The organism is Allorhizobium sp. NPDC080224 (assembly GCF_050281005.1).
In the GTDB taxonomy this organism is placed as follows: Bacteria; Pseudomonadota; Alphaproteobacteria; order Rhizobiales; family Rhizobiaceae; genus Allorhizobium.
In genome coordinates, this window is sequence record NZ_JBNNWJ010000001.1 from 350960 (window position 1) to 373656 (window position 22697).

Consider the following 22697-nt stretch of genomic DNA (forward strand, 5'->3'; position numbering starts at 1 on the left):
CTTCTGGAATGGGATTGTTCTTTGGAGCGATCCAGATCGCTTTCGGCGGGTTTTTATTCCCCGAAATGTGTCAAATTTGGTGCGCTTTGCTCGTTTCTGCTTCTCGAGCTCGCGTCAGCGCGCGAATCGCGGTCTTGGCACGTCGCGAATTCATTCCCTAAACCCCTCGTTTCTGGGAGGAAATTTCCCTATGCGTGACATCGAGGGCGTCTTCATCACACATCAAACCAAAAGTGCGATTTCATGAGCGGAAACAGCCTCTTTCTCGTCAGCCTGGTCGTGGACTCCTATGATCGGGCCAAGGCCTTCTATTGCAGTGCCCTCGGCTTCGAGTGCCTGGAGGACGCTCAAATGCCGGACGGTAAACGCTGGCTGGTGGTCCGTCCGGCAGGTGCCGCAGGCGCTTCTCTTCTGCTCGCTGAGGCGTCGAACGATGCCCAGCGTGCAGCAATCGGCAACCAGACCGGCGGTCGCGTCGGCTTCTTCCTGAAAACGGATGATTTTGCCCGCGACCATGCGCGCTTCGTGAAGGCGGGTGTCGTGTTCAAGGAGGCTCCCCGTCGTGAGGTCTATGGAACCGTCGCCGTCTTCCAGGATCTCTATGGCAATCTCTGGGACCTGATCGAGCCGGCGCCAGCAGAGCCTTCCTTGTCCGCCGAAGTGAGCGCTTGATTGCGCCCGGTCCGCCGTGCATAAGCCGTGACCGACACGATCAGAGGATCGGGCCCTCCACCAGCCTGTTGAGGATTATTATGACTGAGTTCAAGCCGCTGGTTTTCTCCGGCGTTCAGCCGACCGGCAATCTCCATCTCGGAAACTACCTCGGTGCCATCAGAAAGTTCGTCGCGCTCCAGGAAAACAACGACTGCATCTACTGCGTCGTCGATCTGCATGCGCTGACGGCCCAGCTCGTCCACGAGGACATGGCGACCCAGATCCGCTCGATCACGGCCGCCTTCCTCGCGGCCGGCATCGACCCGAAGAAGCACATCGTCTTCAACCAGTCCCAGGTGCCGCAGCATGCGGAACTCGCCTGGATCTTTAATTGCGTCGCCCGCATCGGCTGGATGAACCGCATGACGCAGTTCAAGGACAAGGCCGGCAAGGACCGCGAGCAGGCCTCGCTCGGTCTCTACGCCTATCCGAGCCTGATGGCCGCAGACATTCTCGTCTACCGCGCGACCCATGTGCCGGTTGGTGAAGACCAGAAGCAGCATCTGGAGCTCGCCCGCGACATCGCCATGAAGTTCAACCTGGACTTCCATGACAAAATCAAGCCGACCGGTCTCGGCATCGACATCAAAGTCGGCGAAGAGCCGGTGCATGCTTATTTCCCGATGGTTGAGCCGCTGATCGATGGCCCGGCGCCCCGCGTCATGAGCCTCAAGGACGGCACCAAGAAGATGTCGAAGTCGGATCCGTCTGATCTGTCGCGCATCAACCTGATGGATGACCAGGACGCGATCTCCAAGAAGATCCGCAAGGCCAAGACCGATCCGGATGCATTGCCGAGCGAGACGGAAGGCCTCAAAGGCCGTCCCGAAGCCGACAACCTCGTCGGCATCTTCGCAGCCCTTGCCGACAAGTCGAAGGCCGATGTGCTTTCCGAGTTCGGCGGCCAGCAGTTCTCCGTCTTCAAGCCGGCACTGATCGATCTGGCGGTCGCGGCACTCGGCCCGATCAATGCCGAGATGCGCCGCCTGATGGAAGACCCCGGTCACATCGATGCGGTCCTGCGCGACGGCGGCGAGCGTGCCCGCACCCGCGCCGAAAAGACCATGAACGAAGTCCGCGACATCATCGGCTTCGTGCGATAAGGTCTCGGTCGCTGGCGGGTCCGCCCGGAGCCCGCCCGCGTCACATGTCATCGGTCCGGCGGCGGGGTTCTTTATGGTTTCAACGCGTCTGTCACGTCTTGAAGGTCACCGCCGCAAGTTCATGGCGGTGATCGACAACACCCCGGAATGCTCGCGCGCGGTCCACTATGCCGGCCGCCGCGCCAAGAATTCCAATGGCGGACTGGTGCTGATCTACGTGATCCCGGAAGGCGACTTCCAGCAGTGGCTGGGCGTCGAGGAGATCATGCGGGCGGAGGCCCGGGAAGAGGCGGAAGCCATCATGGCGAAGGCTGCCCAGACCGTGCGCGACACCATCGGCATCGAGCCTGAGCTTATCATCCGCGAGGGAAGCGCCTATCCCGAGATCAACAGTCTGATCGAAGAAGACCGCGACATCGCGATCCTCGTCCTCGCGGCCGGCTCGACCAAGGAAGGTCCGGGCCCTCTGGTCTCGATGATCGCCGGCCGGGCTGCCGCTTTCCCGATCCCGGTCACGGTCCTGCCGGATACGCTGACCAATGAGGAAATCGACGCGCTTTGCTAATTTGAGCATCCTGCCGATCACGTCTTGAAGATGGAGCCTGCAGGGTCTATTTTTGAAACATTCTAATCTTTAGCGGTGCATTCACCGCCCGGAGGCCATTATGTTCATCCAGACCGAAGCCACGCCGAACCCGGCGACCCTGAAATTCTTGCCCGGCAAGGTGGTCATGGAAACCGGCACCGCCGAGTTCCGCGATGCCGGCAGCGCGAGCGCTTCTCCGCTTGCGGCGCGCATCTTCGCGATCCCGGGCGTGACCGGCGTCTTCTTTGGCTACGATTTCGTCACCGTCTCCAAAGACGGTCCGGAATGGCACCACCTGAAGCCGGCAATCCTCGGCACGATCATGGAGCATTTCATGAGCGGCGCACCGGTCATGGGAACGGCTTCGACATCGGCACAGACCGACACCGATGAGGAATTCTTCGATGCCGGCGACGAGACGATCGTAGCGACCATCAAGGAACTGCTCGAGACCCGCGTCCGCCCCGCCGTCGCCCAGGATGGCGGCGACATCACCTTCCGCGGTTTCAAGGACGGCAAGGTCTTCCTCAACATGAAGGGCTCCTGCGCCGGCTGCCCGTCCTCGACGGCGACCCTGAAGCATGGCGTGCAGAACCTGCTGCGCCACTTCGTTCCGGAAGTGCAGGAAGTCGAAGCGGTCTGATTGGACCGGACTGGAGACGAGATGATCGTTCTTGCGATCGACACGGCGGGTGTGGACTGCGCAGCCGCCGTTTTTGATTCCGATACAGGCAAGGTTCTGGGGCGCGTCAGCGAAACGATCGGGCGTGGCCATGCCGAACGGTTGATGGCGATGATCGACGAGGCGCTGGCCGAAGCGAGGCTGTCGCTGACCAACATCGAGCGCATTGGCGTGACCGTTGGCCCCGGCTCCTTCACCGGCATCCGTGTTGGTGTTGCCTCCGCCCGTGGCCTCGCGCTGGCGCTTGGGGTGGAGTGTGTGGGGGTCTCGACACTGGAGGTGCTGGCGCAAACCGCAGCCGAACGCGACAAATCCGTTCTTGCCGCCATCAATGCCCATCGCGATGAAGTCTATGCCCAGGCCTTTGCCGGAGGTGAGCCTGAGGGGGAGCCGCTGCTGCTCGAGCTTGACGACTATCTCGCCCGTGCAGCCGCACCAGACACGGTACTTGTGGGTTCCGCCTCGGCGCTCGTTGCCGACCGAGAGGCCGAAACCGCGCCCGATCACTATCCGATCGAGATCGTCGCACGTCTTGCTTCATTAGCGAAAGCCCAGGGCAAGCCGAAGCCGCTCTATCTACGTGGACCGGATGCCAAACCGCAGACCGGGTTTGCCGTATCGAGAGCCTGACATGCGCGACAGCCTGTTCTACCGCCAGCCTGAGTTCGAAATTGTCCCCATGATCTCCGAACACTGCCACGCAGTCTCCGAGCTGCATGGCCAGCGCTTCCCGAGAGCCTGGGGCGATGGCGAGTTCCTGAGCTTGCTTCTGCAGCCCAACACCTTCGGCTTTGCCGCCTGGCAGACCAATACGCTGATCTTCAAGGCCCCGCTCGCGGGATTCGTGCTGGCGCGCGAGGTCGCCGGCGAGGCAGAAATCCTGACGATTGCGGTGAGCGACAAGGTCGCCCGCTTCGGCCTCGGCTGGCGGCTGATGCAGGCGGCACTGCGCGAAGCGAAGTCGCGGGGTGGTGAATCCATGTTCCTGGAAGTCGATGATGGTAACCACGCAGCCCTTGGGCTTTACCGCAAGCTCGGCTTCGAGAAGGCCGGCGAACGCCCGGCCTATTACACCGACGAAAACGGTCGCCGGTCCTCCGCGCTTGTCATGCGCCGTGATCTTCGCTAACCGGTCGGTTGGACGAACCGACCTTCTGCGGATATGCTGACACCATGAATGACGCCCTGAAATCGTTGGAAGCGCTGTGTGCCGAGCGGGGCATGCGCATGACCGAGCAGCGCCGCGTCATCGCTCGCATCCTCGAAGAATCCGACGATCACCCGGATGTCGAGGAGCTCTATCGTCGCTCCTCCAAGATCGACGCCAAGATCTCGATCTCGACGGTCTACCGCACCGTCAAACTCTTCGAAGATGCCGGCATCATCGAGCGGCACGATTTCCGTGACGGCCGCTCTCGCTATGAGACCGTTCCGGAAGAACATCATGATCACCTGATCGATCTGAAGACCGGTACCGTCGTCGAATTTCATTCACCGGAGATCGAAGCGCTCCAGGAGCGGATCGCCCGTGAACACGGTTTCCGCCTCGTCGGCCACCGCCTCGAACTCTATGGCATTCCGCTGTCGAAGGACGAGAAATAAGCCGATGCCCGCCATGCCAGTGAGGCCCGCGTGATCAACTGGCTGAGGGTCGGGCTCTATCTCATTGTGCTGCTGGTGGTCTCGGGGCTGCTGATCCCAGTCCAGCTGTTGGCGCTGCGCTTCGACTGGCTGCTTCGCCGCCGTTTGCCGCGCCGCTGGCATCGGCTGGCCCTCTGGTTCCTCGGCATCCGCGTGCATGTCCACGGCACCCTCGACACCCGCCGTCCGCTGATGATCGCCGCCAATCACGCCTCCTGGAAGGATATTCTCGTCCTCGGCTCGCTCGCCGATGTCACCTTCATCGCCAAGACCGAGGTCGGCTCCTGGCCCGTCTTCGGCTTCCTGGCGAGGTTGCAGAAAACCATCTTCGTCGTGCGGGAAGAAAAGCGCCGAACCGGCGACCAAGTCAATGAGATCGCAGCCCGCATGGCCGATGGCGAAATCGTCGTGCTCTTCCCGGAAGGCACGACGTCGGATGGTAACCGCATCCTCGGCATCAAGTCCTCCCTCTTTGGGGCGGCCGCAGCCGCACTGCCGAATGAAGAGGATGCGGTGGTGCATGTCCAGCCTGTCGCGATCGCCTACACCCGCGTCCAGGGCATGCCCATGGGCCGCTATCACCGTCCGATCGCCGGCTGGCCGGGTGATGTCGGGCTGATGGAGCACCTTATGGGCGTCTTGCGCGCCGGAGCGCTCGATGTCGACGTGACCTTCGGCGAGACGGTGGAGTTCAAGAAAGGCGACAGCCGCAAGGCGCTTGCCATCCGCATCGAGGAACAGCTGCGCACCCTGCTGCTCGCCCATCTGCGCGGTCGGCATCGCCGCTGAACGTGGCGGCCAACTTTTCGGTTTAATCGCGGCCCGAAAACCACTAAATAGCGCGCCATGACCCAGGAAACCGCGAGCCTCACCGAAACGCCGATGCCGGGCGCCCACACGCGCAAGGTCTTCATCAAGACCTATGGCTGCCAGATGAACGTCTATGACAGCGGCCGCATGGCCGATGCCCTGGCGGCGGATGGTTATGCCCCGACCGAGGTCATGGAAGAGGCAGATCTCGTCCTCTTGAACACCTGTCACATCCGTGAAAAGGCCGCCGAAAAGGTCTATTCGGCGCTCGGTCGCCTGCGTGAGCACAAGAAAGCCCGCGCAGCCGAAGGCAAGGAATTCATGATTGGCGTCGCCGGTTGCGTCGCCCAAGCCGAAGGCGAGGAAATCTCGCGTCGAGAACCAGCAGTCGACGTGGTGCTTGGCCCCCAGACCTATCACCGTCTGCCGCAGGCGCTCCAGAAGGCTCGGGCCGGCGAGCGCGTGGTCGATACCGAATATGCGCTGGAAGACAAGTTCGAGCACCTGCCGGATCCGACCAAGGTCGTCGGCAAGCCGCGCTCCGTCACCGCCTTCCTCACCGTCCAGGAAGGCTGCGACAAGTTCTGCACCTTCTGCGTGGTGCCCTATACCCGCGGTTCGGAAGTCTCTCGTCCGCTGGCGCAACTCCTGATGGAAGCGCGAAAACTGGTGGACAGCGGCGTGCGTGAGCTGACCCTGCTCGGTCAGAATGTCAACGCCTGGCATGGCGAAGATGAAAAAGGTCGGGCGATCGGCCTCGGCGATCTGCTCTACCGGCTCGCTGAAATCCCCGGTCTCGCCCGCCTGCGCTACACCACAAGCCATCCCCGCGACATGGACGACCGTCTGATCGAGGCGCATCGCGATCTCAGGATGCTGATGCCCTATCTGCACCTGCCTGTGCAGTCGGGCTCCGACCGGATCCTGAAAGCCATGAACCGGCGCCACAAGGCCTCCGAATATGTCGCCCTCATTGAGCGCATCCGTTCTGTCCGTCCTGACATCGCGCTGTCGGGCGATTTCATCGTCGGTTTCCCGGGCGAGACGGATCAGGACTTCGAGGACACGATGAATCTCGTCCGCGAAGTGAACTACGCGCAGGCTTATTCGTTCAAGTATTCGACACGTCCCGGCACGCCCGGCGCCGATCTGCCGGATCATGTGGCCGAGGATGTGAAGACCGAACGCCTGGCACGGCTCCAGGCGCTGTTGCTGGAACAGCAGCAGGCCTTCATGCAGTCGATGATCGGCAAGACCGTTGATTTGCTCCTGGAGAAGCCGGGCCGCATGCCGGGGCAGTTGATCGGTCGGTCGCCTTGGCTACAGTCTGTGAATGTTGATGCAAAGTCATCGCAAATCGGTGACATTATACAGGTACGAATCACCGCAGCCGGCCCAAACAGCTTGTTTGCCGAGGTGGCAGAGGGTTAGAGTGAGGGCCTGAACCTGATCGCAACAGGAGCCTGATCGCTTGAACGCAACAGAAGTGGTTTCTTCACCCTCGCGCAATGTCCGCACAACTGCGACCGACGCCAATCACTTCATTTTGACGTTCGAGAACAACAGGCTTGCGAGCGAGCTTTTTGGCCAGTTCGACCAGCATCTGAAACTTCTCGAGCAGCGCCTCCAGATCGAGGCCCGTGCCCGCGGCAATTCGGTTGCCATTACGGGTGAGTTGCAGGCCACCAACCAGGCCCGCCGCGCACTCGATTTCCTCTATGCCCGCCTGCAGAGCGGCGGATCGGTGGAAGCCTCCGACGTCGAAGGGGCCATCCGCATGGCGGTCGCCGCAGACGACCAGCTGTCGCTTCCGACGCTGGAGCGCAAGGCGAAGCTCTCCATGGCGCAGATCTCCACGCGCAAGAAGACGATCGCGGCCCGCACCCCGACCCAGGACGCCTACATGCGCGCGCTGGAGCGGTCGGAAATGGTCTTTGGCGTGGGCCCGGCCGGTACCGGCAAGACCTATCTTGCCGTTGCCCATGCCGCCCAGCTGCTGGAGCGTGGCGTTGTCGATCGCATCGTCCTGACGCGCCCGGCCGTCGAAGCCGGTGAGCGCCTCGGCTTCCTGCCCGGCGACATGAAGGAGAAGGTCGATCCGTATCTGCGCCCGCTCTATGATGCGCTCTACGACATGATTCCGGGCGACAAGGTGGAGCGTGCCATCACGGCCGGCGTCATCGAAATTGCCCCGCTTGCCTTCATGCGTGGCCGCACCCTTGCTAATGCCGCGATCATCCTCGACGAGGCGCAGAACACCACCTCGATGCAGATGAAGATGTTCCTCACCCGTCTCGGTGAAAACGGTCGCATGATCATCACCGGCGACCCGAGCCAGGTCGACCTGCCGCGCGGCGTGACGTCGGGTCTGGTTGAGGCTTTGACCGTGCTGAAGGGTGTCGAAGGCGTGTCGGTGGTCCGCTTCAAGGACACCGACGTTGTGCGTCATCCGCTTGTCGGCCGCATCGTGCAGGCCTATGACGCAAAGTACAAGGTACAGGACGAGAGCGAGCAGAGCGAGCACTAAGCCCGCTCTGCGATCACACGATGAGCCAGTTGGACATACAGATTGCCGTCGAGAGCGACGGTTGGGCAGATGAGACCGCGTTGGAGGCTTTGGCCCTTCGCGTTCTCGGTTCTGCTGAAAACCATCTTGCTGAGACAGAAGGTCAGCCCTTTCCGACGCAGCCGACAGAGGTTTCGCTCGTCTTCGGCGACGACGAGATGATCCGCGAGATCAATGCGGAATGGCGCAAGAAGGACAAGCCGACCAATGTCCTGTCCTTTCCCGCTTTCCCGCTGACCCCGGGCAAGATGCCTGGTCCGATGCTCGGCGATATCATCATCGCCCGCGAGACGGTGGAGCGTGAAGCCGTTGATCTCGACAAGAGTTTCGAGGATCATCTGACCCACCTGATGGTGCATGGCTTCCTGCATCTCTTCGGCTACGATCACATCGAAAACGATGACGCCGAAAAAATGGAAGCGCTGGAGACTCGCATTCTGGCAGAACTTGGCCTATCTGACCCCTATGCGGGGCAGGACCCCATCTGATAGTCTGGAACAATGAGCGATTTTGCAACGAAGTCGGCCCCCGAGGCCAAAGAGAGTAACGAAGGATCGTCTTCGGACGAGGGCAGTAGTCCTTACCGAGCGGAAAGCTCGGCACGCCAACATCCTTCCTTCTGGGCCCGACTGGGCCGTATTCTGAAGCCATCCTCCTCCACGAGCCTGCGCGAAGACCTAACGGTCGCCCTGAGCGCCGATGCCAGCCTCGGCGAAGCTTTCACGCCCGAAGAGCGGGCGATGCTCAACAACATCCTCCGCTTCCGCGAGGTCCGCGTCGAGGACATCATGGTCCCGCGTGTCGACATCGAAGCGGTCGATCAGAGCGTCACCATCGGCGAGTTGATGACCATCTTCGATGTGTCCGGTCGCTCGCGCATGCCCGTCTATGCCGATACGCTGGACGATCCGCGCGGCATGGTCCACATCCGCGACTTGCTCTCCTACGTCACCAAACAGGCCCGTAGTCGCAGGCGCGTGGCTGCCAAGGCAGCCAACGGAGCAACTGGCGGCGAGAAGGCTGAAAAGACCGAAAAGGTCGAGAAGTCGGCCAAGCCAAAGATGGACTTCGATCTTGCCCGCATCGATCTGAGCAAGACGGTTGCCGAAGCCGGCATCATCCGTTCCATCCTTTTCGTGCCGCCCTCGATGCTTGCCTCCGACCTGATGAGCCGCATGCAGGCAGCCCGCACCCAGATGGCGCTCGTGATCGACGAATATGGTGGCACGGACGGCCTCGTTAGCCACGAGGACATCGTCGAAATGGTCATCGGTGACATCGACGATGAACACGACGACGAAGAAGTCATGTTCAGCCGCGTCTCCGACGACGTCATTATCGCCGACGCCCGCGTCGAACTGGAAGAGATCGCCGAAGCGATTGGCCCGGATTTCGACATTGCCGACCGGATCGAAGACGTCGACACGTTGGGTGGTCTGATCTTCTCGGCGCTCGGACGCATTCCGGCGCGTGGCGAAGTCGTGCAGGCAATGCCCGGTTTCGAATTCCATATTCTGGATGCGGATCCCCGGCGCATCAAGCGCGTCCGGATCGGCCGCAAGCGCGCCGGCGCCCGCCGTCGCTCGACGACCAAGGGTGATGTCGAGGTCCGTGCGGACGAGGCTGCCGAGGCAAAGGCCCCGAAGGCCTCCGCGCCTGCATCGGGTGAGACTGCGGCAAAGCCGCGGACAAGGGCTCCTGCCAAGCCGCGCGCACCGAAGGTCGAAACACCACCCGCCGCCGAGCCGGCCCCGGAAACCCCGGTGACCGAGATGGAAAGCGCCGAGCGATCGTCAGCCTGACGGTCGCCATCCTCCGCACCGAAAACCGCGACATGGCCTCCGTTTTTTGGGAGACTGCCCGCTATTGATTCGGGGCAAAAGGGGTGGACATGCAGGCTTTGGCAACGAGGATCCTGCTGTTGTGGGGGCTGAGGCGGGCAGGGCTCGCGGTTCTCGCAGGCGCAATCGGGGCGCTCGCCCTTCCGCCCTTCGACATCTTCGCGTCGATGTTCATCTCCTTCACGCTGCTGGTCTGGCTGCTGGACGGCGCAACCGGCAATGCCGAAACCGGCAGGGCAGGGCTGTCGTCCTCCTTTTGGACGGGCTGGCTGTTCGGCCTCGGCTATTTTGTCTGCGGCCTCTGGTGGCTCGGAAATGCCCTGCTTCTGGAAGCGGATGAATTTGCCTGGGCAATCCCGCTGGCGGTACTCGGCCTGCCCGCTGTGCTCGCAATCTTCTACGGACTGGCCACGATGCTTGCGCGTCTCGTCTGGTCGGACGGCATGGGCCGCATAGCAGCACTTGCTGCCGCATTCGGTCTCGCCGAGTGGCTCCGCAGCTTTGTCGCGACCGGATTCCCCTGGAACGCGATCGGCTATGCCGCCATGCCGGTCCCCCTGATGATGCAGTCGAGCCATGTGCTCGGCGTCCTCGCCATCACACCGCTGGCCGTTTTCGTCTTTTCTGCTCCAGCACTCCTCGGCACGCGTCGAGGCGCGTGGCCCGGCCTGCTTTTGGCCGCGAGCCTGCTCAGCGCTCATCTGGGCTATGGCGCCTATCGCCTCTATGTCGCGCCGGTGGCGGCAACGGATCAGACGCTCACTGTCCGCCTCGTGCAGCCATCGATCGATCAGTCGCAAAAGATGGAGAATACCGACCGCATCGGCATCTTCGAGAAGCATTTGGCGCTGACGGCAGCCCCACCCGAGGAAGGCAAGCCCCGGCCGGATGTGATCGTCTGGCCGGAAACCTCCGTCCCCTTCATCCTGACGGAAAACCCCGATGCTCTGGCGCGGATCGGAGATGTACTCCAGGACGGGCAGATCCTGCTGACCGGCGCCGTCCGGGCGGAAGAACGTGGCGCGGGCCAGATGCCGCTCTATTACAATTCCGTCTACATGATCGACGACAAGGGACAGATCCTCGCCGCGAGCGACAAGGTCCATCTCACGCCCTTCGGCGAATACGTGCCTTATGAGGGCCTGTTGCGGGAATTCGGGATCGAGGAGTTGATCAGCCTGCCCGGCGGCTTCACCGCAGCCTCCAGCCGCACACCATTGAAGCTTCCTTCAGGCCTCGGTCTCTATCCGTTGATCTGCTATGAAGCGATCTTTCCGGCGGAAATTGCGCCTGATCTGGCCGGCGCCAGTGTCATCCTGAACGTCACCAATGACGCCTGGTTCGGCGCAACCCCGGGCCCCTATCAGCATTTCCTGCAGACCCGCTTGCGTGCAGTTGAGACTGGCGCGCCGCTGATCCGTGTGGCCAATAACGGCATTTCCGCCGTTGTCGACCCCTATGGACGCGTTATTGAGGGACTTTCCCTTGATGCTGTCGGTGCCGCTGATGCAACCTTCGGTGTAGCATCTGTTCCGGAACGGAGCGGCTACAACCATAATTTAAACTTATGGTTGGTATTGGTGTCCATGACCCTGGTCGCCGTAGTTTCTAGTCTGGGTTTTATTAGGCGGACGAATTGACCAAAAACCCCTAAAATTGCATAGTGGCTCAGACCGATAATCTGCAAGTATGCTGGAAAATGATCAATGGCGAGCACAACGTCTCGTTTTGGTTTGGCGGGTATGGGGTTATGGTCGCAACGCCAACAATTTTGTCAGGACGACATTAATGATCGAGAACAAGAAGAAGCCGAACCCGATTGACATCCATGTCGGAAGCCGGATTCGCCTTCGTCGTACAATGCTGGGCATGAGCCAGGAGAAGCTGGGCGAGAGCCTGGGCATCACCTTCCAGCAGATCCAGAAGTATGAAAAGGGCACCAATCGCGTTGGCGCGAGCCGCCTTCAAAACATCTCCAATATTCTGACTGTGCCGGTATCCTTCTTCTTCGAAGATGCGCCGGGCGATCAGCCGTCGAACTCGGGCATGGCTGAAGCCTCCAGCTCGAATTATGTCGTTGACTTCCTGTCGTCCTCCGAAGGCCTGCAGCTCAACCGCGCCTTCGTGAAGATCGGCGACGCCAAGGTCCGTCGCAAGATTGTCGATCTGGTCAAGGCTCTGGCGGCCGAAGCTGACAGCGAGTGAACTCAGATACACGCCTGACAAAGAGAGCGGCCGCAGGGTCGCTTTTTTTGTGTCCGCAGAAGGAAAAATTTACTCACATAAAGATATATTTATGTGGTTGTGTCCTTGTCATCGGGTTTCGAACTGAGTAACGATGCCCGCCATCCATACTTTGAGGGGAATCCCGATGCGTGCGAATTACCTATTTACCAGCGAGTCCGTATCCGAAGGTCATCCGGACAAGGTTTGTGACCGAATCTCCGACGAAATCGTCGACCTCGTGTATCGCGAAGCCGCCAAGACCGGCGTTGATCCCTGGACCGTACGCATCGCCTGCGAAACGCTTGCCACCACCAACCGTGTCGTCATCGCCGGTGAGGTCCGCCTTCCGCCGAGCCTGATGAAGACCGACAAGAATGGCAACGAGGTCATCAACCCCGCCAAGTTCAAGTCCGCCGCCCGCAAGGCGATCCGCGATATCGGCTACGAGCAGGACGGCTTCCACTGGAAGACGGCCAAGATCGATGTGCTCCTGCATTCGCAGTCCGCCCACATCGCCCAGGGCGTCGACAAGGCTGCCGACAGCTCCAACAGCGAAGGCGCTGGCGACCAGGGCATCATGTTCGGTTATGCCTGCAAGGAGACGCCGGACCTGATGCCGGCCCCGATCTATTATTCGCACAAGATTCTGCAGACACTCTCCACCGCCCGCAAGAAGGGCGAGGGTGATGTCGGCAAGCTCGGCCCTGACGCCAAGAGCCAGGTCACAGTCCGTTACGTCGACGGAAAGCCGGCCGAAGCGACCTCGATCGTTCTTTCCACCCAGCATCTCGACGAAAGCTGGGATTCCAAGAAGGTCCGCCAGGTTGTCGAGCCCTTCATCCGCGAAGCCTTGGGCGAATTGAAGATCGCCGATGATTGCGCCTGGTACATCAACCCGACCGGCAAGTTCGTCATCGGCGGTCCGGATGGTGACGCGGGCCTCACAGGCCGCAAGATCATCGTCGACACCTATGGCGGCGCAGCCCCCCATGGCGGTGGCGCCTTCTCGGGCAAGGACACGACCAAGGTTGACCGCTCGGCCGCTTACGCTGCCCGCTACCTCGCCAAGAACGTCGTCGCTGCCGGTCTCGCCGAGCGCTGCACGATCCAGATCTCCTATGCCATCGGCATTGCCCAGCCGCTGTCGATCTATGTCGACCTGCATGGCACCGGCAAGGTGACCGAGGACGAGGTCGAGGCTGGCATCCGCAAGGTGATGGATTTGTCCCCGTCGGGCATCCGCCGCCATCTTGACCTGAACAAGCCGATCTATGCTAAGACGTCGGCCTACGGCCATTTCGGCCGAAAGGCTGGCCGTGACGGTTCCTTCTCCTGGGAGAAGCTGGATCTGGTCAAGCCGCTCAAGGATGCGATCAAGGCTTGATCTGAATGACGGAACAGGAACGCAGGACGAGGTCGACCGAAGCATTCTTCGGTCGACGCAAGGGCAAGCCGTTGCGCGAGCAACAGGTCGAGCGCATGGAAACCGTCCTGCCGGAGCTGAAGGTCGACCTCGCGTCGCCGGTGCCGGCCGACCTCAAGTCGCTCTTCGCTGTTCCCGTCGACAAGATCCGTCTGGAAATCGGTTTCGGCGGCGGTGAGCATCTGGTTCACCGCGCCCGCACCAATCCCACCACAGGCTTCATCGGCGTCGAGCCCTTCGTCAATTCCATGGCGAAACTGCTCGCGGTCGTGGAGGCTGAGGGTTTGAAGAACATCCGCGTCTACGACGATGATGCGACACAATTGCTGGACTGGCTGTCGGAAGGCCAGATCGACCAGATCGATCTCCTCTACGCCGATCCCTGGCCCAAGAAAAAGCACTGGAAGCGTCGTTTCGTCTCGCAGGTCAACCTGCAGCGCTTCCACAAGGTGCTGAAGCCGGAAGGCATTTTCTGCTTCGCCTCCGACATCGATACTTATGTCAATTGGACGCTGCAGCACTGCCGCGATCATGGTGGGTTCGAGTGGTTGGCGCGCAATGCCAGCGACTGGCTCACGCCCTATGAAGGCTGGCCGGGGACGCGCTACGAAGCCAAGGCCCGGCGTGAAGGCCGCTCATCGGCCTATCTCACATTTCAAAAGCGCTGATTCGTATCTCTGTGAGATGGCGGCTCGCTGCACTTTTCAGTGCAGCGAAACAGTCTTCAGGTCGTCTTCTGCTGCCTTGAAGAAGGTGCTGGACCTGTTGTCGGTGAGCAGGATCGGCGTGCCGTCTGCGGCAAACAACGCCCAGAGATCCAGCGTTGGATCGATTTCCGGGGCTTCCGGAAAGCAGCGGGACACGTCGTCCGATTTCATCTTCCTGATATAGCCCACTTCCCCGGCGCCGAGATGCGCCAGTTCGGATTTCGTCAGGCGGGACGAGGCTTCTTTGAGTAACATTCCGATCCTCCGCGAATGAGGGAGAGGCGGCAGAACATTGCCGCGAACTTCATTCTGCGGTGGAGATGTTAATTTTCCTTACCAGATGCACGGGATCGTGCCGGATGATCTCGATTGCCAAAAGGCCGTTTCTCAGCGAGGCACCGGTCACTTCCATACCGTCTTCTATGGCAAAGACCCGCTGGAACTGACGTGAGGCAATGCCGCGGAAGAGATAGTCTGCCTCCTCGCGTTCTACCTGCTTGCCCCGAATCACGAGTTGATTGGCTTCCACGCTGACATCGAGTTCGTTCTCGGCAAAACCAGCCACTGCCAGCGTGACGCGCAACCGTTCTGCCCCCTTCTGCGGCGCGAGCCGCTCAATGTCGTAGGGCGGGTATCCGTCGCTGCCGCGCGGGCGCCGGAAGGCGCTGCCGTCGCCGGTGTCGAAGGTGATGAGAAAGGCTTCGGTTGGCAGTCTGTTGCGTGTCATTTCATTCCCTCGTTCAGTCCTGCGGGGACTGTCCGTCCAAGCCGAATATGGGAAATCGCGCGCGCCCCGACAAGCACTGTCTTGCTTGACAAAAGCGAACCCGCGCTCCAAGCCTCGGGCTTTCGACTTTAGGATTGCCCCATGACAGAACCCCGCAAGATCATCATCGATACTGACCCCGGTCAGGACGATGCCGCCGCCCTCATGCTCGCCTTTGCCAGCCCCGACGAACTCGACCTGCTCGGCATCACCACGGTCGCCGGCAACGTGCCGCTCACGATGACGAGCCGCAATGCCCGCATCGTCTGCGAGCTCTGCGGCGAGACCGATCGCCGGGTCTTTGAGGGCGCAGATCGCCCGATGGTACGCCCGCTCGTCACGGCAGAACATGTGCACGGCAAGACCGGTCTTGATGGCGCGGTATTGCCGGAGCCGACCAGAGCCGTCCAGAGCCAGCACGCCGTGGACTTCATCATCGAGACAGTCCGCAACGAGCCGGCAGGCACCGTCACGCTCTGCACGCTTGGTCCGCTGACGAACATCGGCCTTGCGCTTCAGAAGGCGCCTGATATCGCACCGCGCGTCAATGAACTGGTGATGATGGGTGGTGGCTTCTCCGAGGGGGGCAACATCACGCCGGCCGCCGAGTTCAACATCTATGTCGATCCGCATGCCGCCGCCGCCGTCCTCGGCTCGGGCATTCCGGTCACCATCATGCCGCTGGATGTCACTCACCAGCTGATGACCACAAAGGCCCGTGTTGCCCGTATGGCATCGCTTGGCACAAAGCCTGCCAAGGTCATGGTCGAGTGGCTGGAATTCTTCGAGCGCTTCGACGAGGAGAAATACGGCTCGGATGGCGGGCCGCTGCATGATCCGACGGTGGTTGCCTACCTTCTGAAGCCGGAGCTCTTCAGCGGACGCCACTGCAATGTCGAGATCGAGCTGCAGTCCGAGCTGACGGTCGGCATGACCGTCGTCGACTGGTGGCGCGTCTCCGGTCGCACGCCGAATGCGACCTTCATGCGCAGCGTCGATGCCGACGGCTTCTTTGATCTGTTGATCGAGCGCTTTGCCCGCCTTTGATCAAACGAATAAGGGCGCTGCCTCGGCAGCGCCCTTTGATTTGGACTTGGACTCGGGCTCTAAACCTCAGAACTCTTCCCAATTGTCCGCGCTTGGCGCAGCGCCGCCTGCCGACGCCATCTTGCGAGGGGCCGGAGAATAGACCGGTGCTCTGGGGCTTGCAGCGGTTGAGGTTGCGGGGCTTCGCATCGTCTCCGCCGCAGCGCGCAGGGCAGCAACCGGTGCGGCTGCACCCGTAACCTGGAACTTCGCCACGAGGCCGCGCAGCGTGTCGGACTCGTTGCGCAGCGCCATGCTGGCGGCCGTCGTCTCTTCCACCATCGCAGCGTTCTGCTGGGTCACCTGGTCCATCTGGTTGACCGCTGCATTGACCTCCTTGAGGCCAGAGGCCTGTTCGCTGGCCGAAGCGGAGATCTGACGGATGAGCCCGTTGATCTGCATGACCTGCTGGGCGATCTTTTCGAGCGTTTGCCCGGCTTCGCCGACAAGCTCGACGCCATCCTTGACCTGGGCAGCCGAGGCATTGATCAGCGACTTGATCTCCTTCGCAGCTGTTGCCGACCGCTGGGCGAGTTCACGGACCTCCTGCGCGACGACGGCAAAGCCCTTGCCGGCTTCCCCGGCACGCGCCGCTTCCACACCCGCATTGAGCGCGAGCAGGTTGGTCTGGAACGCGATCTCGTCAATGACCCCGATGATGCGGGAGATTTCCTGCGAGGACTGCTCGATGCCATGCATCGAGGCAACCGCCTTCTGGACAACCTCGCCGGACTTTTCGGCATCCTTAACTGCAACCGAAACAGTGTTTGCCGCGGTCCCGGCATTGTCGGCGCTCGAGTTGACCTGCTCGGTCAACTCGTTAAGGGCAGCCGCAGTTTCCTCGAGGCTCGCCGCCTGCTGTTCGGTGCGCTTGGAAAGGTCAGCAGCACTTTCGGAGATCTCGCTGGTGCCGGCGGCGATGTTGACCACGCTGCCGTTAACGGAGGCGAGCGCCTGTTCGAGGCTTGTCACGGCATCGTTGAAGTCGCGCTTCAGGGCAGCGTACTCGCCTGGGAACTCGTCAGCGATCCGATAGGTGAGGTTGCCCTGCGAAAGCTGGGCGAGACCGCTGCCGAGTGCGGTGACGACATGCTGCTGCACGGAAGCGGATTGATTGCGTTCCTCTTCGTTGCGACGGCGCTCGCCCTCAGCGGCCTTGCGCTGTGCGTCTGCTTCGGCGGCAAGCATGTTGCTTTCGGCGAGCTTGTGGCGGAAGCCGTCGAGCGCCTTGGCGACAAGCCCGATTTCATCCTGACGGTCCTGGTTGGAAACGTCGCTGGCATAGTCGCCCTTGGTCATGCGTTCGACGTCGCCGACGAGACCATGCAACGGGCGCTGAGCGATCGAACGAACTGCCAGGAACAGCGCCAGCATGACGGCACCGAGCACGATCAGGCCGCCGATGATCATCATCAGGGTCTGCGCCTCGACGGGCGCATTGATCGCGGCATGCGGGATGTCGATGATGACAGCCCATGTCGTGTTCACGCCAGGCACGGCAAAGGGAAAGAGCAACCGGTCGAAGCCTTCGCCATTGGCGTCCGCCAGATTGGGAACGAGGTTGCCGGTGCCGCTTGAGAGTGCCGTCTTCAGCGCGTCTGCGCCGGCTTCCTCATACGGCTTCATCAAGAGTTCGTCCGTCGGGGCCACCAGCCATTGCTGGCCCTGTGCCACCAGGAGCACGCGGCCGGTTTCGAAAGGCTTGAGCGCCTTGAGCTTGTCGGACAGGGACAGAAGCGAGATGTCGACGCCGCTGACGCCGATCATCTTGCCGCCAGAGAAGACCGGATAGGCGATCGAACTCATCGTCGTCGGCACATCGGTGCCTTCGGCAAGATAAGGAGCCGTAATCGCGCCCTTGCCGCTCTTGGCCGCAAGCGCATACCACTCTGCATCATACTTGGCGCCGAAGGTCGAGAACTGGATCGCGCCATTGCGGTCCTTGGACCAGTAGGGGGTGAAAATCCCGTCGTCATTGGCGCTGAGATCGGCCTGCCCCTTGACGTCGTCCTTGCGGCCGTCAATGCCACCCGGCTCTTCCGCCATCCAGCTTCCAAAAGCGAACGGGTTCTGTTCGAGATTGGCCTTCAGGATGTTTGTGATGCCCTGACGGTCGAAGGATTGCCCTTCATGGCCGCGGCCGATGACGCCGGCCATCGTGCGGGCCGCACTCGCCAGTTCGCCTATATCGCCGGCAACTTCACGGGCGATCGATTTCGCCTCTGCATCCGCCTGTTCCATGGTCAGCGCATGAACACGGTCGCGGGTCTGCGAAATCAGAACGAGATTGGAAAGGAAAAGCACAAGTCCGATGGCGACGCCGGTGACGACCAGGAGCTTGGCGGCGATCGAACGGGTAAAAAAGGCGAACATGGAAGCCTCGAAAACTGAGGATCAGGACGCAGGGACATTCGTTCCGCACCCTCATGGCGCGGCCGGGCATGCTTTCGCATACCCCGATCGCGACCGATGCTATGTTCCATTGCTTAACGGGCAATAAATCAGACTTAAGCGGCCTGATTAAGTATCAAAGCGAGGCCGTCACATCGGCGGCCACGGGGATCGACGGCTGCGCGCCGGCCTTGAGGCAGGCAAGCGACCCTGCCACGGCTGCGCGGCGCAGCGCATCGCCGAAAGCAAGACCAGCGTCCAGGCTCGCGGCAAGATAGCCGCAGAAGGTGTCGCCGGCGCCGACGGTATCGACCGGCACGATCTTCAGGCCCTTGGTCCGGTGCAGAGTGCCACCTTCGGCAGCGATTACGCCATCGGCGCCGAGGGTGATGATCAGGATCTGACCGGTCTTGCCATGCATGTCGAGGAGGATCTGCTCCCGCTCTTCGCCTGTCAGGTTGTCACGCCCGACCAGTCGTTCGAATTCGGTCTCGTTTGCAATGACGATATCCGCAAGCGCCCCCAGAGCTTCTGTCTCCGGGATGAGGGGTGCGATGTTGAGCACCGTGCGGACGCCTCGGGCTTTCGCGCTCTCAAGTGCCGCCTTGACCGAACCTGCCGGCACCTCCTGTTGCAACATCAGGATATCGCCATCCTGCATGCCCTCTACGGCACTCTCGGCCTGCGCGGCGGTGACGGTACCATTGGCGGCCGGCACGACGGCAATCATGTTCTCGCCGTCGCCACCCACCAGGATGAGCGCGGTGCCGGTCGGGCCATCGACGCGGGCCACACCCAAGAGATCGGTCCCGGCCTTCTCGAGAAGATCAAGCGCCGGGCCTGCGAACTCGTCGCGACCGACAGCGCCGGCCATGCGTACCTCAGCCCCGGCGCGCCGAGCCGCCAGCGCCTGGTTGGCACCCTTGCCGCCCGCGGCCGTCGCAAATCCCGTTCCGGCGACCGTTTCGCCCGGCTTCGGGAGCCTTGGCGTGGTGGCGACGAGGTCCATGTTGATGGAGCCGAAAACGGTGATCATGAGCGCGGTGCCTCCCTGAGTGCTCTAGGCTGTTGCGCTCTTTTGGACCGGGTCTCAGTCCTCGTCAACAACCCTGAGCTTGAGGAGACCCGTGCGGCTCTCGACGGCGCGGGCGGGCGCCTCGTCACCATCGTCTCGTCCGCCCGGCGTCTCGAATTCCATGGCTTCGATCTTGGCGCCGCGTTTGGCCAGCTTGTCCGAGGAGGTGATAATCATCTCGACATCCTTCTGGGCCGCAAGGAAGTGGCTCTGCAGCTTTCGCGTCCGGTCATCAAGACGTCCAAGGTCTTCCATCAGGCGGATGACTTCGCCCTGGATCAGATGCGCCTGCTCGCGCATGCGCTGGTCCTTGAGGACCGCCTGGATCACCTGGATGGAGAGCATCAGCAGGGAAGGGGAGACGATCACCACTTTCTGTCGGTGCGCCTTCTGCACAATGCCTTCGAAGTTCTCGTGGATCTCGGCGAAGATCGATTCCGACGGCACGAACAGGAAGGCCATGTCCTGGGTCTCGCCGGGGATCAGGTACTTCTCCGAGATGTCGCGGATATGCACCTCCATATCCCGGCGGAACTGCTGCGACGCTGCTTTCTTCTGCTCCGGATTTTCCGTCTCCCGGATCACGTTCCAGGCTTCGAGGGGGAACTTCGCATCCACCACCAGTGGCGGCGAATTGTTCGGCATCCGGATGGTGCAGTCGGGGCGCGACCCATTCGACAGCGTCGTCTGGAACGCGTAGGCGCCCATCGGCAAGCCGTCGGCGACAATCGTCTCCATCCGCGATTGCCCGAAGGCGCCGCGCGTCTGCTTGTTGGACAGGATCGCCTGAAGGCCGACGACATCCTTGGCAAGCGACTGGATGTTGTTCTGCGCGGCATCGATCACCGCCAGTCGCTCCTGCAGCGTGCGCAGGTTGTCATGCGTCGACTTTGTCTGCTCGGTGATCGTCGTGCCCAGCCGATGCGTCATGCCGTCAAGCCGTTGGCTGATCGACTGATTGAGCTCGGCCTGGCGGCTGCCGAAGACCTCGGCCATGGTTGCAAGCCGCCCCTGCATTTCGGCCTGGGCTTTCAGCAGTTCTGCAAGCCGCGCTTCCGCAGCTTCGTCCCGCCGTGCCGTCTCCTCGCGCAATTCGGCGCGCAGACGTGCGGCCCGCATCGAAGCGATGACCATCACGACAACGGGCAGGAAAAACAGAGCAGCCGCGAGGCCGATGAGGAACGCGGGCTGAAGAGTGACTGAGCCAATGGTCACTGCCGGAATGTCGAGAAGGTTCATGGCTCGGATGATAGCTGATTCGGTCTGCGAAAACAGATCAAAGAGTGAACGCCGGCGGACGGATGGGGCGGCGCAGGTTGCGTCGGCGAAATAACTACACGTCTTTCATTGGTGACGATGATCAATCTCTGCCCGGATATCTGGACATTTTTCGTTCATCGGCACGCCGGCATTCCGACGGAGGTGAAAATAAGCTCTCCTTCGGCAACCGAAACTTTACCATTTTAGAATTCCCTGAAGGTCATTTATCAGCAATCGCTGATATTTTTGTGAATAAGAAAAGTGAAGTACCGTCCATGGCGTCGCAAACCGAAAATACAGATCTGAAGAACCGTCTTCGCTTCCTGGGATTGGACGACAAGGGTAGGGATACCCTGCGAAGACTGGGACCGCTGATCCGCAAGAATATCGGCGGTGCGCTCGAAATCTTCTACGACAAGGTGCGCAAGGTTCCGGAAACCGCCGCTTTCTTTCGCAACGAAGATCACATCAAGGGTGCCAAGAAGCGCCAGGAAGAACACTGGGGCATCGTCGGCACCGCGGACTACACGGACAGCTATGTCGAGGGTGTCACGAAGGTCGGCAAGGCTCATGCCCGCATTGGCCTCGAGCCGCGCTGGTATATCGGCGGTTATGCGCTCGTTCTCGAGCAGCTCGTGCATGCGGTCGTTCGCGAACGTTGGCCGAGCCGTTTCGGTCGGCGCAATTCCGAGCAGCTCGCCGAAGAGATCTCCGTCGTCGTCAAGGCTGCCTTGCTCGACATGGACTATTCCATCTCCGTCTATCTGGCGATCCTGGCCGAGCAGCGTCAGGCTGCGGAAGACGCCCGGCTGAAGGCGGAAGCCGAGCAGGCAACGGCGCTCGCAGCCCTGCGCGGCGCACTCGGCAAGCTGTCTGCCGGCGATCTTGAAGCTCGCCTGCCGAACGATCTGCCGGCCAATTTCGCGCAGATGGCCGAGGACTACAATGCGTCGGTCGATGCCCTGCGCGCGACGATCACGACCGTACGTCATTCTGCCGACGAAATCTTCAAGTCGACGACTGCGATTTCCGATGCCACCGATGATCTCGCCCAGCGCACCGAGCAGCAGGCGGCAGGTCTTGAGGAAAGCACTGCCGCGCTGCACGAGCTGACCCAGAATGTCACCCTGACCGCCGATGGCGCGAAGGAAGCTGCCACGGTTGTCGGCGCCGCCTTGACGGAAGCCCGCGTCTCCGAAGAGGTTGTCTCCCGCGCCGTCACCGCCATGGGGGCCATCGAGAAATCCTCCGACGAGATCTCCAAGATCATCGGCGTCATCGACGAGATTGCCTTCCAGACCAACCTTCTGGCGCTGAACGCCGGCGTCGAGGCTGCCCGTGCAGGTGAGGCCGGGCGTGGCTTCGCGGTCGTCGCGCAGGAAGTTCGTGAGCTTGCGCAGCGTTGCGCCAACGCCGCCCGCGAGATCAAAAACCTGATCTCGCAGAGCTCGACACAGGTCGAAGCCGGTGTCGGCCTCGTCAACAATGCTGGCGATGCACTCGGCAAGATCATCGTCCGCATCGGCGAGATCAACGACATCGTCGGCAAGATCGCGCTTGCTGCAGCCGACCAGTCCGGCGGCCTGCGCGAGGTCAACACTTCAGTGCAGTCAATGGACCAGATCACCCAGCGCAACGCCGCCATGGTCGAGGAAAGCTCGGCCCAGACCGCTACGCTGATGGAAGAGGCAGGGCGTCTCGTTCAGGCGCTGCAAGGTTTCAAGACGAGCGGCAGCCGCACGCAGACGTCGAACCATGGCAGCAACTACCGCATGGCCTCGTAAACCGGACTCCGCCCCTCACGGTAGCGCGGAATGCGC

23 protein-coding genes are annotated in these 22697 nt (G+C 61.5%); 18 read left to right on the top strand and 5 right to left on the bottom strand.

Annotated elements, in window-relative coordinates; translation table 11 throughout:
• Nucleotides 1-243: 243 nt before the first annotated feature.
• From ACQKP1_RS01750 to trmB, 16 genes are all read left to right on the top strand, one after another.
• Complete coding sequence (locus ACQKP1_RS01750; RefSeq protein ID WP_427273970.1) at nucleotides 244-672, top strand: VOC family protein; 429 nt, start codon at nucleotides 244-246, stop codon at nucleotides 670-672.
• A gap of 80 nt (nucleotides 673-752) precedes the next feature.
• Complete coding sequence (gene trpS, locus ACQKP1_RS01755) at nucleotides 753-1817, top strand: tryptophan--tRNA ligase (RefSeq protein WP_427273971.1); 1065 nt, start codon at nucleotides 753-755, stop codon at nucleotides 1815-1817.
• A 73-nt stretch (nucleotides 1818-1890) separates the two neighbouring features.
• Nucleotides 1891-2382 (top strand): universal stress protein, encoded by a 492-nt coding sequence (locus tag ACQKP1_RS01760; RefSeq protein ID WP_006724951.1) that lies wholly within the window; start codon nucleotides 1891-1893, stop codon nucleotides 2380-2382.
• A gap of 100 nt (nucleotides 2383-2482) precedes the next feature.
• On the top strand, nucleotides 2483-3046 hold the full coding sequence (locus ACQKP1_RS01765; protein ID WP_006724950.1) for a NifU family protein: 564 nt from the start codon (nucleotides 2483-2485) through the stop codon (nucleotides 3044-3046).
• A gap of 21 nt (nucleotides 3047-3067) precedes the next feature.
• Nucleotides 3068-3715, top strand: a complete 648-nt coding sequence (gene tsaB, locus ACQKP1_RS01770; protein ID WP_427273972.1) for a tRNA (adenosine(37)-N6)-threonylcarbamoyltransferase complex dimerization subunit type 1 TsaB — start codon at nucleotides 3068-3070, stop codon at nucleotides 3713-3715.
• 1 nt (nucleotide 3716) lies between these two features.
• Nucleotides 3717-4214, top strand: coding sequence for a GNAT family N-acetyltransferase (locus ACQKP1_RS01775; RefSeq protein WP_203019320.1), 498 nt, complete (start codon nucleotides 3717-3719; stop codon nucleotides 4212-4214).
• A 44-nt stretch (nucleotides 4215-4258) separates the two neighbouring features.
• Entirely contained in the window at nucleotides 4259-4687 is a 429-nt protein-coding gene (locus ACQKP1_RS01780) for a Fur family transcriptional regulator (protein ID WP_006728031.1), read from the top strand.
• Between the two features lie 33 nt (nucleotides 4688-4720).
• The gene (locus ACQKP1_RS01785) at nucleotides 4721-5515 is read left to right on the top strand and encodes a lysophospholipid acyltransferase family protein (RefSeq protein WP_425959012.1); all 795 of its coding nucleotides are present in this window, start codon (nucleotides 4721-4723) and stop codon (nucleotides 5513-5515) included.
• 57 nt (nucleotides 5516-5572) lie between these two features.
• Complete coding sequence (gene miaB / locus ACQKP1_RS01790) at nucleotides 5573-6967, top strand: tRNA (N6-isopentenyl adenosine(37)-C2)-methylthiotransferase MiaB (protein ID WP_427273973.1); 1395 nt, start codon at nucleotides 5573-5575, stop codon at nucleotides 6965-6967.
• Nucleotides 6968-7007: 40 nt separating this feature from the next.
• Nucleotides 7008-8063: a PhoH family protein gene (locus ACQKP1_RS01795; protein WP_203019326.1), complete on the top strand. Its 1056-nt coding sequence runs from the start codon at nucleotides 7008-7010 to the stop codon at nucleotides 8061-8063.
• A 20-nt stretch (nucleotides 8064-8083) separates the two neighbouring features.
• Nucleotides 8084-8590 carry an rRNA maturation RNase YbeY gene (ybeY, locus tag ACQKP1_RS01800; RefSeq protein ID WP_427273974.1) on the top strand — a complete coding sequence of 169 codons (507 nt, stop codon included), beginning with the start codon at nucleotides 8084-8086 and terminating at the stop codon, nucleotides 8588-8590.
• A gap of 12 nt (nucleotides 8591-8602) precedes the next feature.
• Nucleotides 8603-9904: a hemolysin family protein gene (locus ACQKP1_RS01805; protein ID WP_427273975.1), complete on the top strand. Its 1302-nt coding sequence runs from the start codon at nucleotides 8603-8605 to the stop codon at nucleotides 9902-9904.
• A gap of 89 nt (nucleotides 9905-9993) precedes the next feature.
• The gene (gene lnt / locus ACQKP1_RS01810) at nucleotides 9994-11583 is read left to right on the top strand and encodes an apolipoprotein N-acyltransferase (protein ID WP_203019330.1); all 1590 of its coding nucleotides are present in this window, start codon (nucleotides 9994-9996) and stop codon (nucleotides 11581-11583) included.
• 148 nt (nucleotides 11584-11731) lie between these two features.
• Complete coding sequence (locus ACQKP1_RS01815) at nucleotides 11732-12148, top strand: helix-turn-helix domain-containing protein (RefSeq protein ID WP_006728024.1); 417 nt, start codon at nucleotides 11732-11734, stop codon at nucleotides 12146-12148.
• A gap of 166 nt (nucleotides 12149-12314) precedes the next feature.
• Entirely contained in the window at nucleotides 12315-13553 is a 1239-nt protein-coding gene (gene metK / locus ACQKP1_RS01820; RefSeq protein WP_203019332.1) for a methionine adenosyltransferase, read from the top strand.
• Nucleotides 13554-13558: 5 nt separating this feature from the next.
• The gene (gene trmB / locus ACQKP1_RS01825) at nucleotides 13559-14260 is read left to right on the top strand and encodes a tRNA (guanosine(46)-N7)-methyltransferase TrmB (RefSeq protein ID WP_427273976.1); all 702 of its coding nucleotides are present in this window, start codon (nucleotides 13559-13561) and stop codon (nucleotides 14258-14260) included.
• Between the two features lie 36 nt (nucleotides 14261-14296).
• On the opposite strand, the gene ACQKP1_RS01830 is transcribed toward trmB, so the two are convergent.
• Nucleotides 14297-14554, bottom strand: coding sequence for a DUF1150 family protein (locus ACQKP1_RS01830; protein ID WP_054149132.1), 258 nt, complete (start codon nucleotides 14552-14554; stop codon nucleotides 14297-14299).
• A gap of 49 nt (nucleotides 14555-14603) precedes the next feature.
• Nucleotides 14604-15026, bottom strand: coding sequence for an Hsp20 family protein (locus tag ACQKP1_RS01835; RefSeq protein ID WP_203019334.1), 423 nt, complete (start codon nucleotides 15024-15026; stop codon nucleotides 14604-14606).
• Nucleotides 15027-15167: 141 nt separating this feature from the next.
• On the opposite strand from ACQKP1_RS01835, the gene ACQKP1_RS01840 reads away from it, so the two are divergent.
• Entirely contained in the window at nucleotides 15168-16112 is a 945-nt protein-coding gene (locus tag ACQKP1_RS01840; protein WP_427273977.1) for a nucleoside hydrolase, read from the top strand.
• Nucleotides 16113-16178: 66 nt separating this feature from the next.
• Here the strand turns inward: ACQKP1_RS01840 and ACQKP1_RS01845 are convergent, their stop codons facing one another.
• The 3 genes from ACQKP1_RS01845 to ACQKP1_RS01855 form a co-directional block, all read right to left on the bottom strand.
• Nucleotides 16179-18524 (bottom strand): methyl-accepting chemotaxis protein, encoded by a 2346-nt coding sequence (locus ACQKP1_RS01845; protein ID WP_427273978.1) that lies wholly within the window; start codon nucleotides 18522-18524, stop codon nucleotides 16179-16181.
• A gap of 154 nt (nucleotides 18525-18678) precedes the next feature.
• On the bottom strand, nucleotides 18679-19578 hold the full coding sequence (locus ACQKP1_RS01850; protein ID WP_427273979.1) for a ribokinase: 900 nt from the start codon (nucleotides 19576-19578) through the stop codon (nucleotides 18679-18681).
• Between the two features lie 54 nt (nucleotides 19579-19632).
• Nucleotides 19633-20856 (bottom strand): DNA recombination protein RmuC, encoded by a 1224-nt coding sequence (locus tag ACQKP1_RS01855; RefSeq protein WP_427273980.1) that lies wholly within the window; start codon nucleotides 20854-20856, stop codon nucleotides 19633-19635.
• 296 nt (nucleotides 20857-21152) lie between these two features.
• On the opposite strand from ACQKP1_RS01855, the gene ACQKP1_RS01860 reads away from it, so the two are divergent.
• Nucleotides 21153-22661, top strand: coding sequence for a methyl-accepting chemotaxis protein (locus ACQKP1_RS01860; RefSeq protein ID WP_427273981.1), 1509 nt, complete (start codon nucleotides 21153-21155; stop codon nucleotides 22659-22661).
• Nucleotides 22662-22697: the final 36 nt, after the last annotated feature.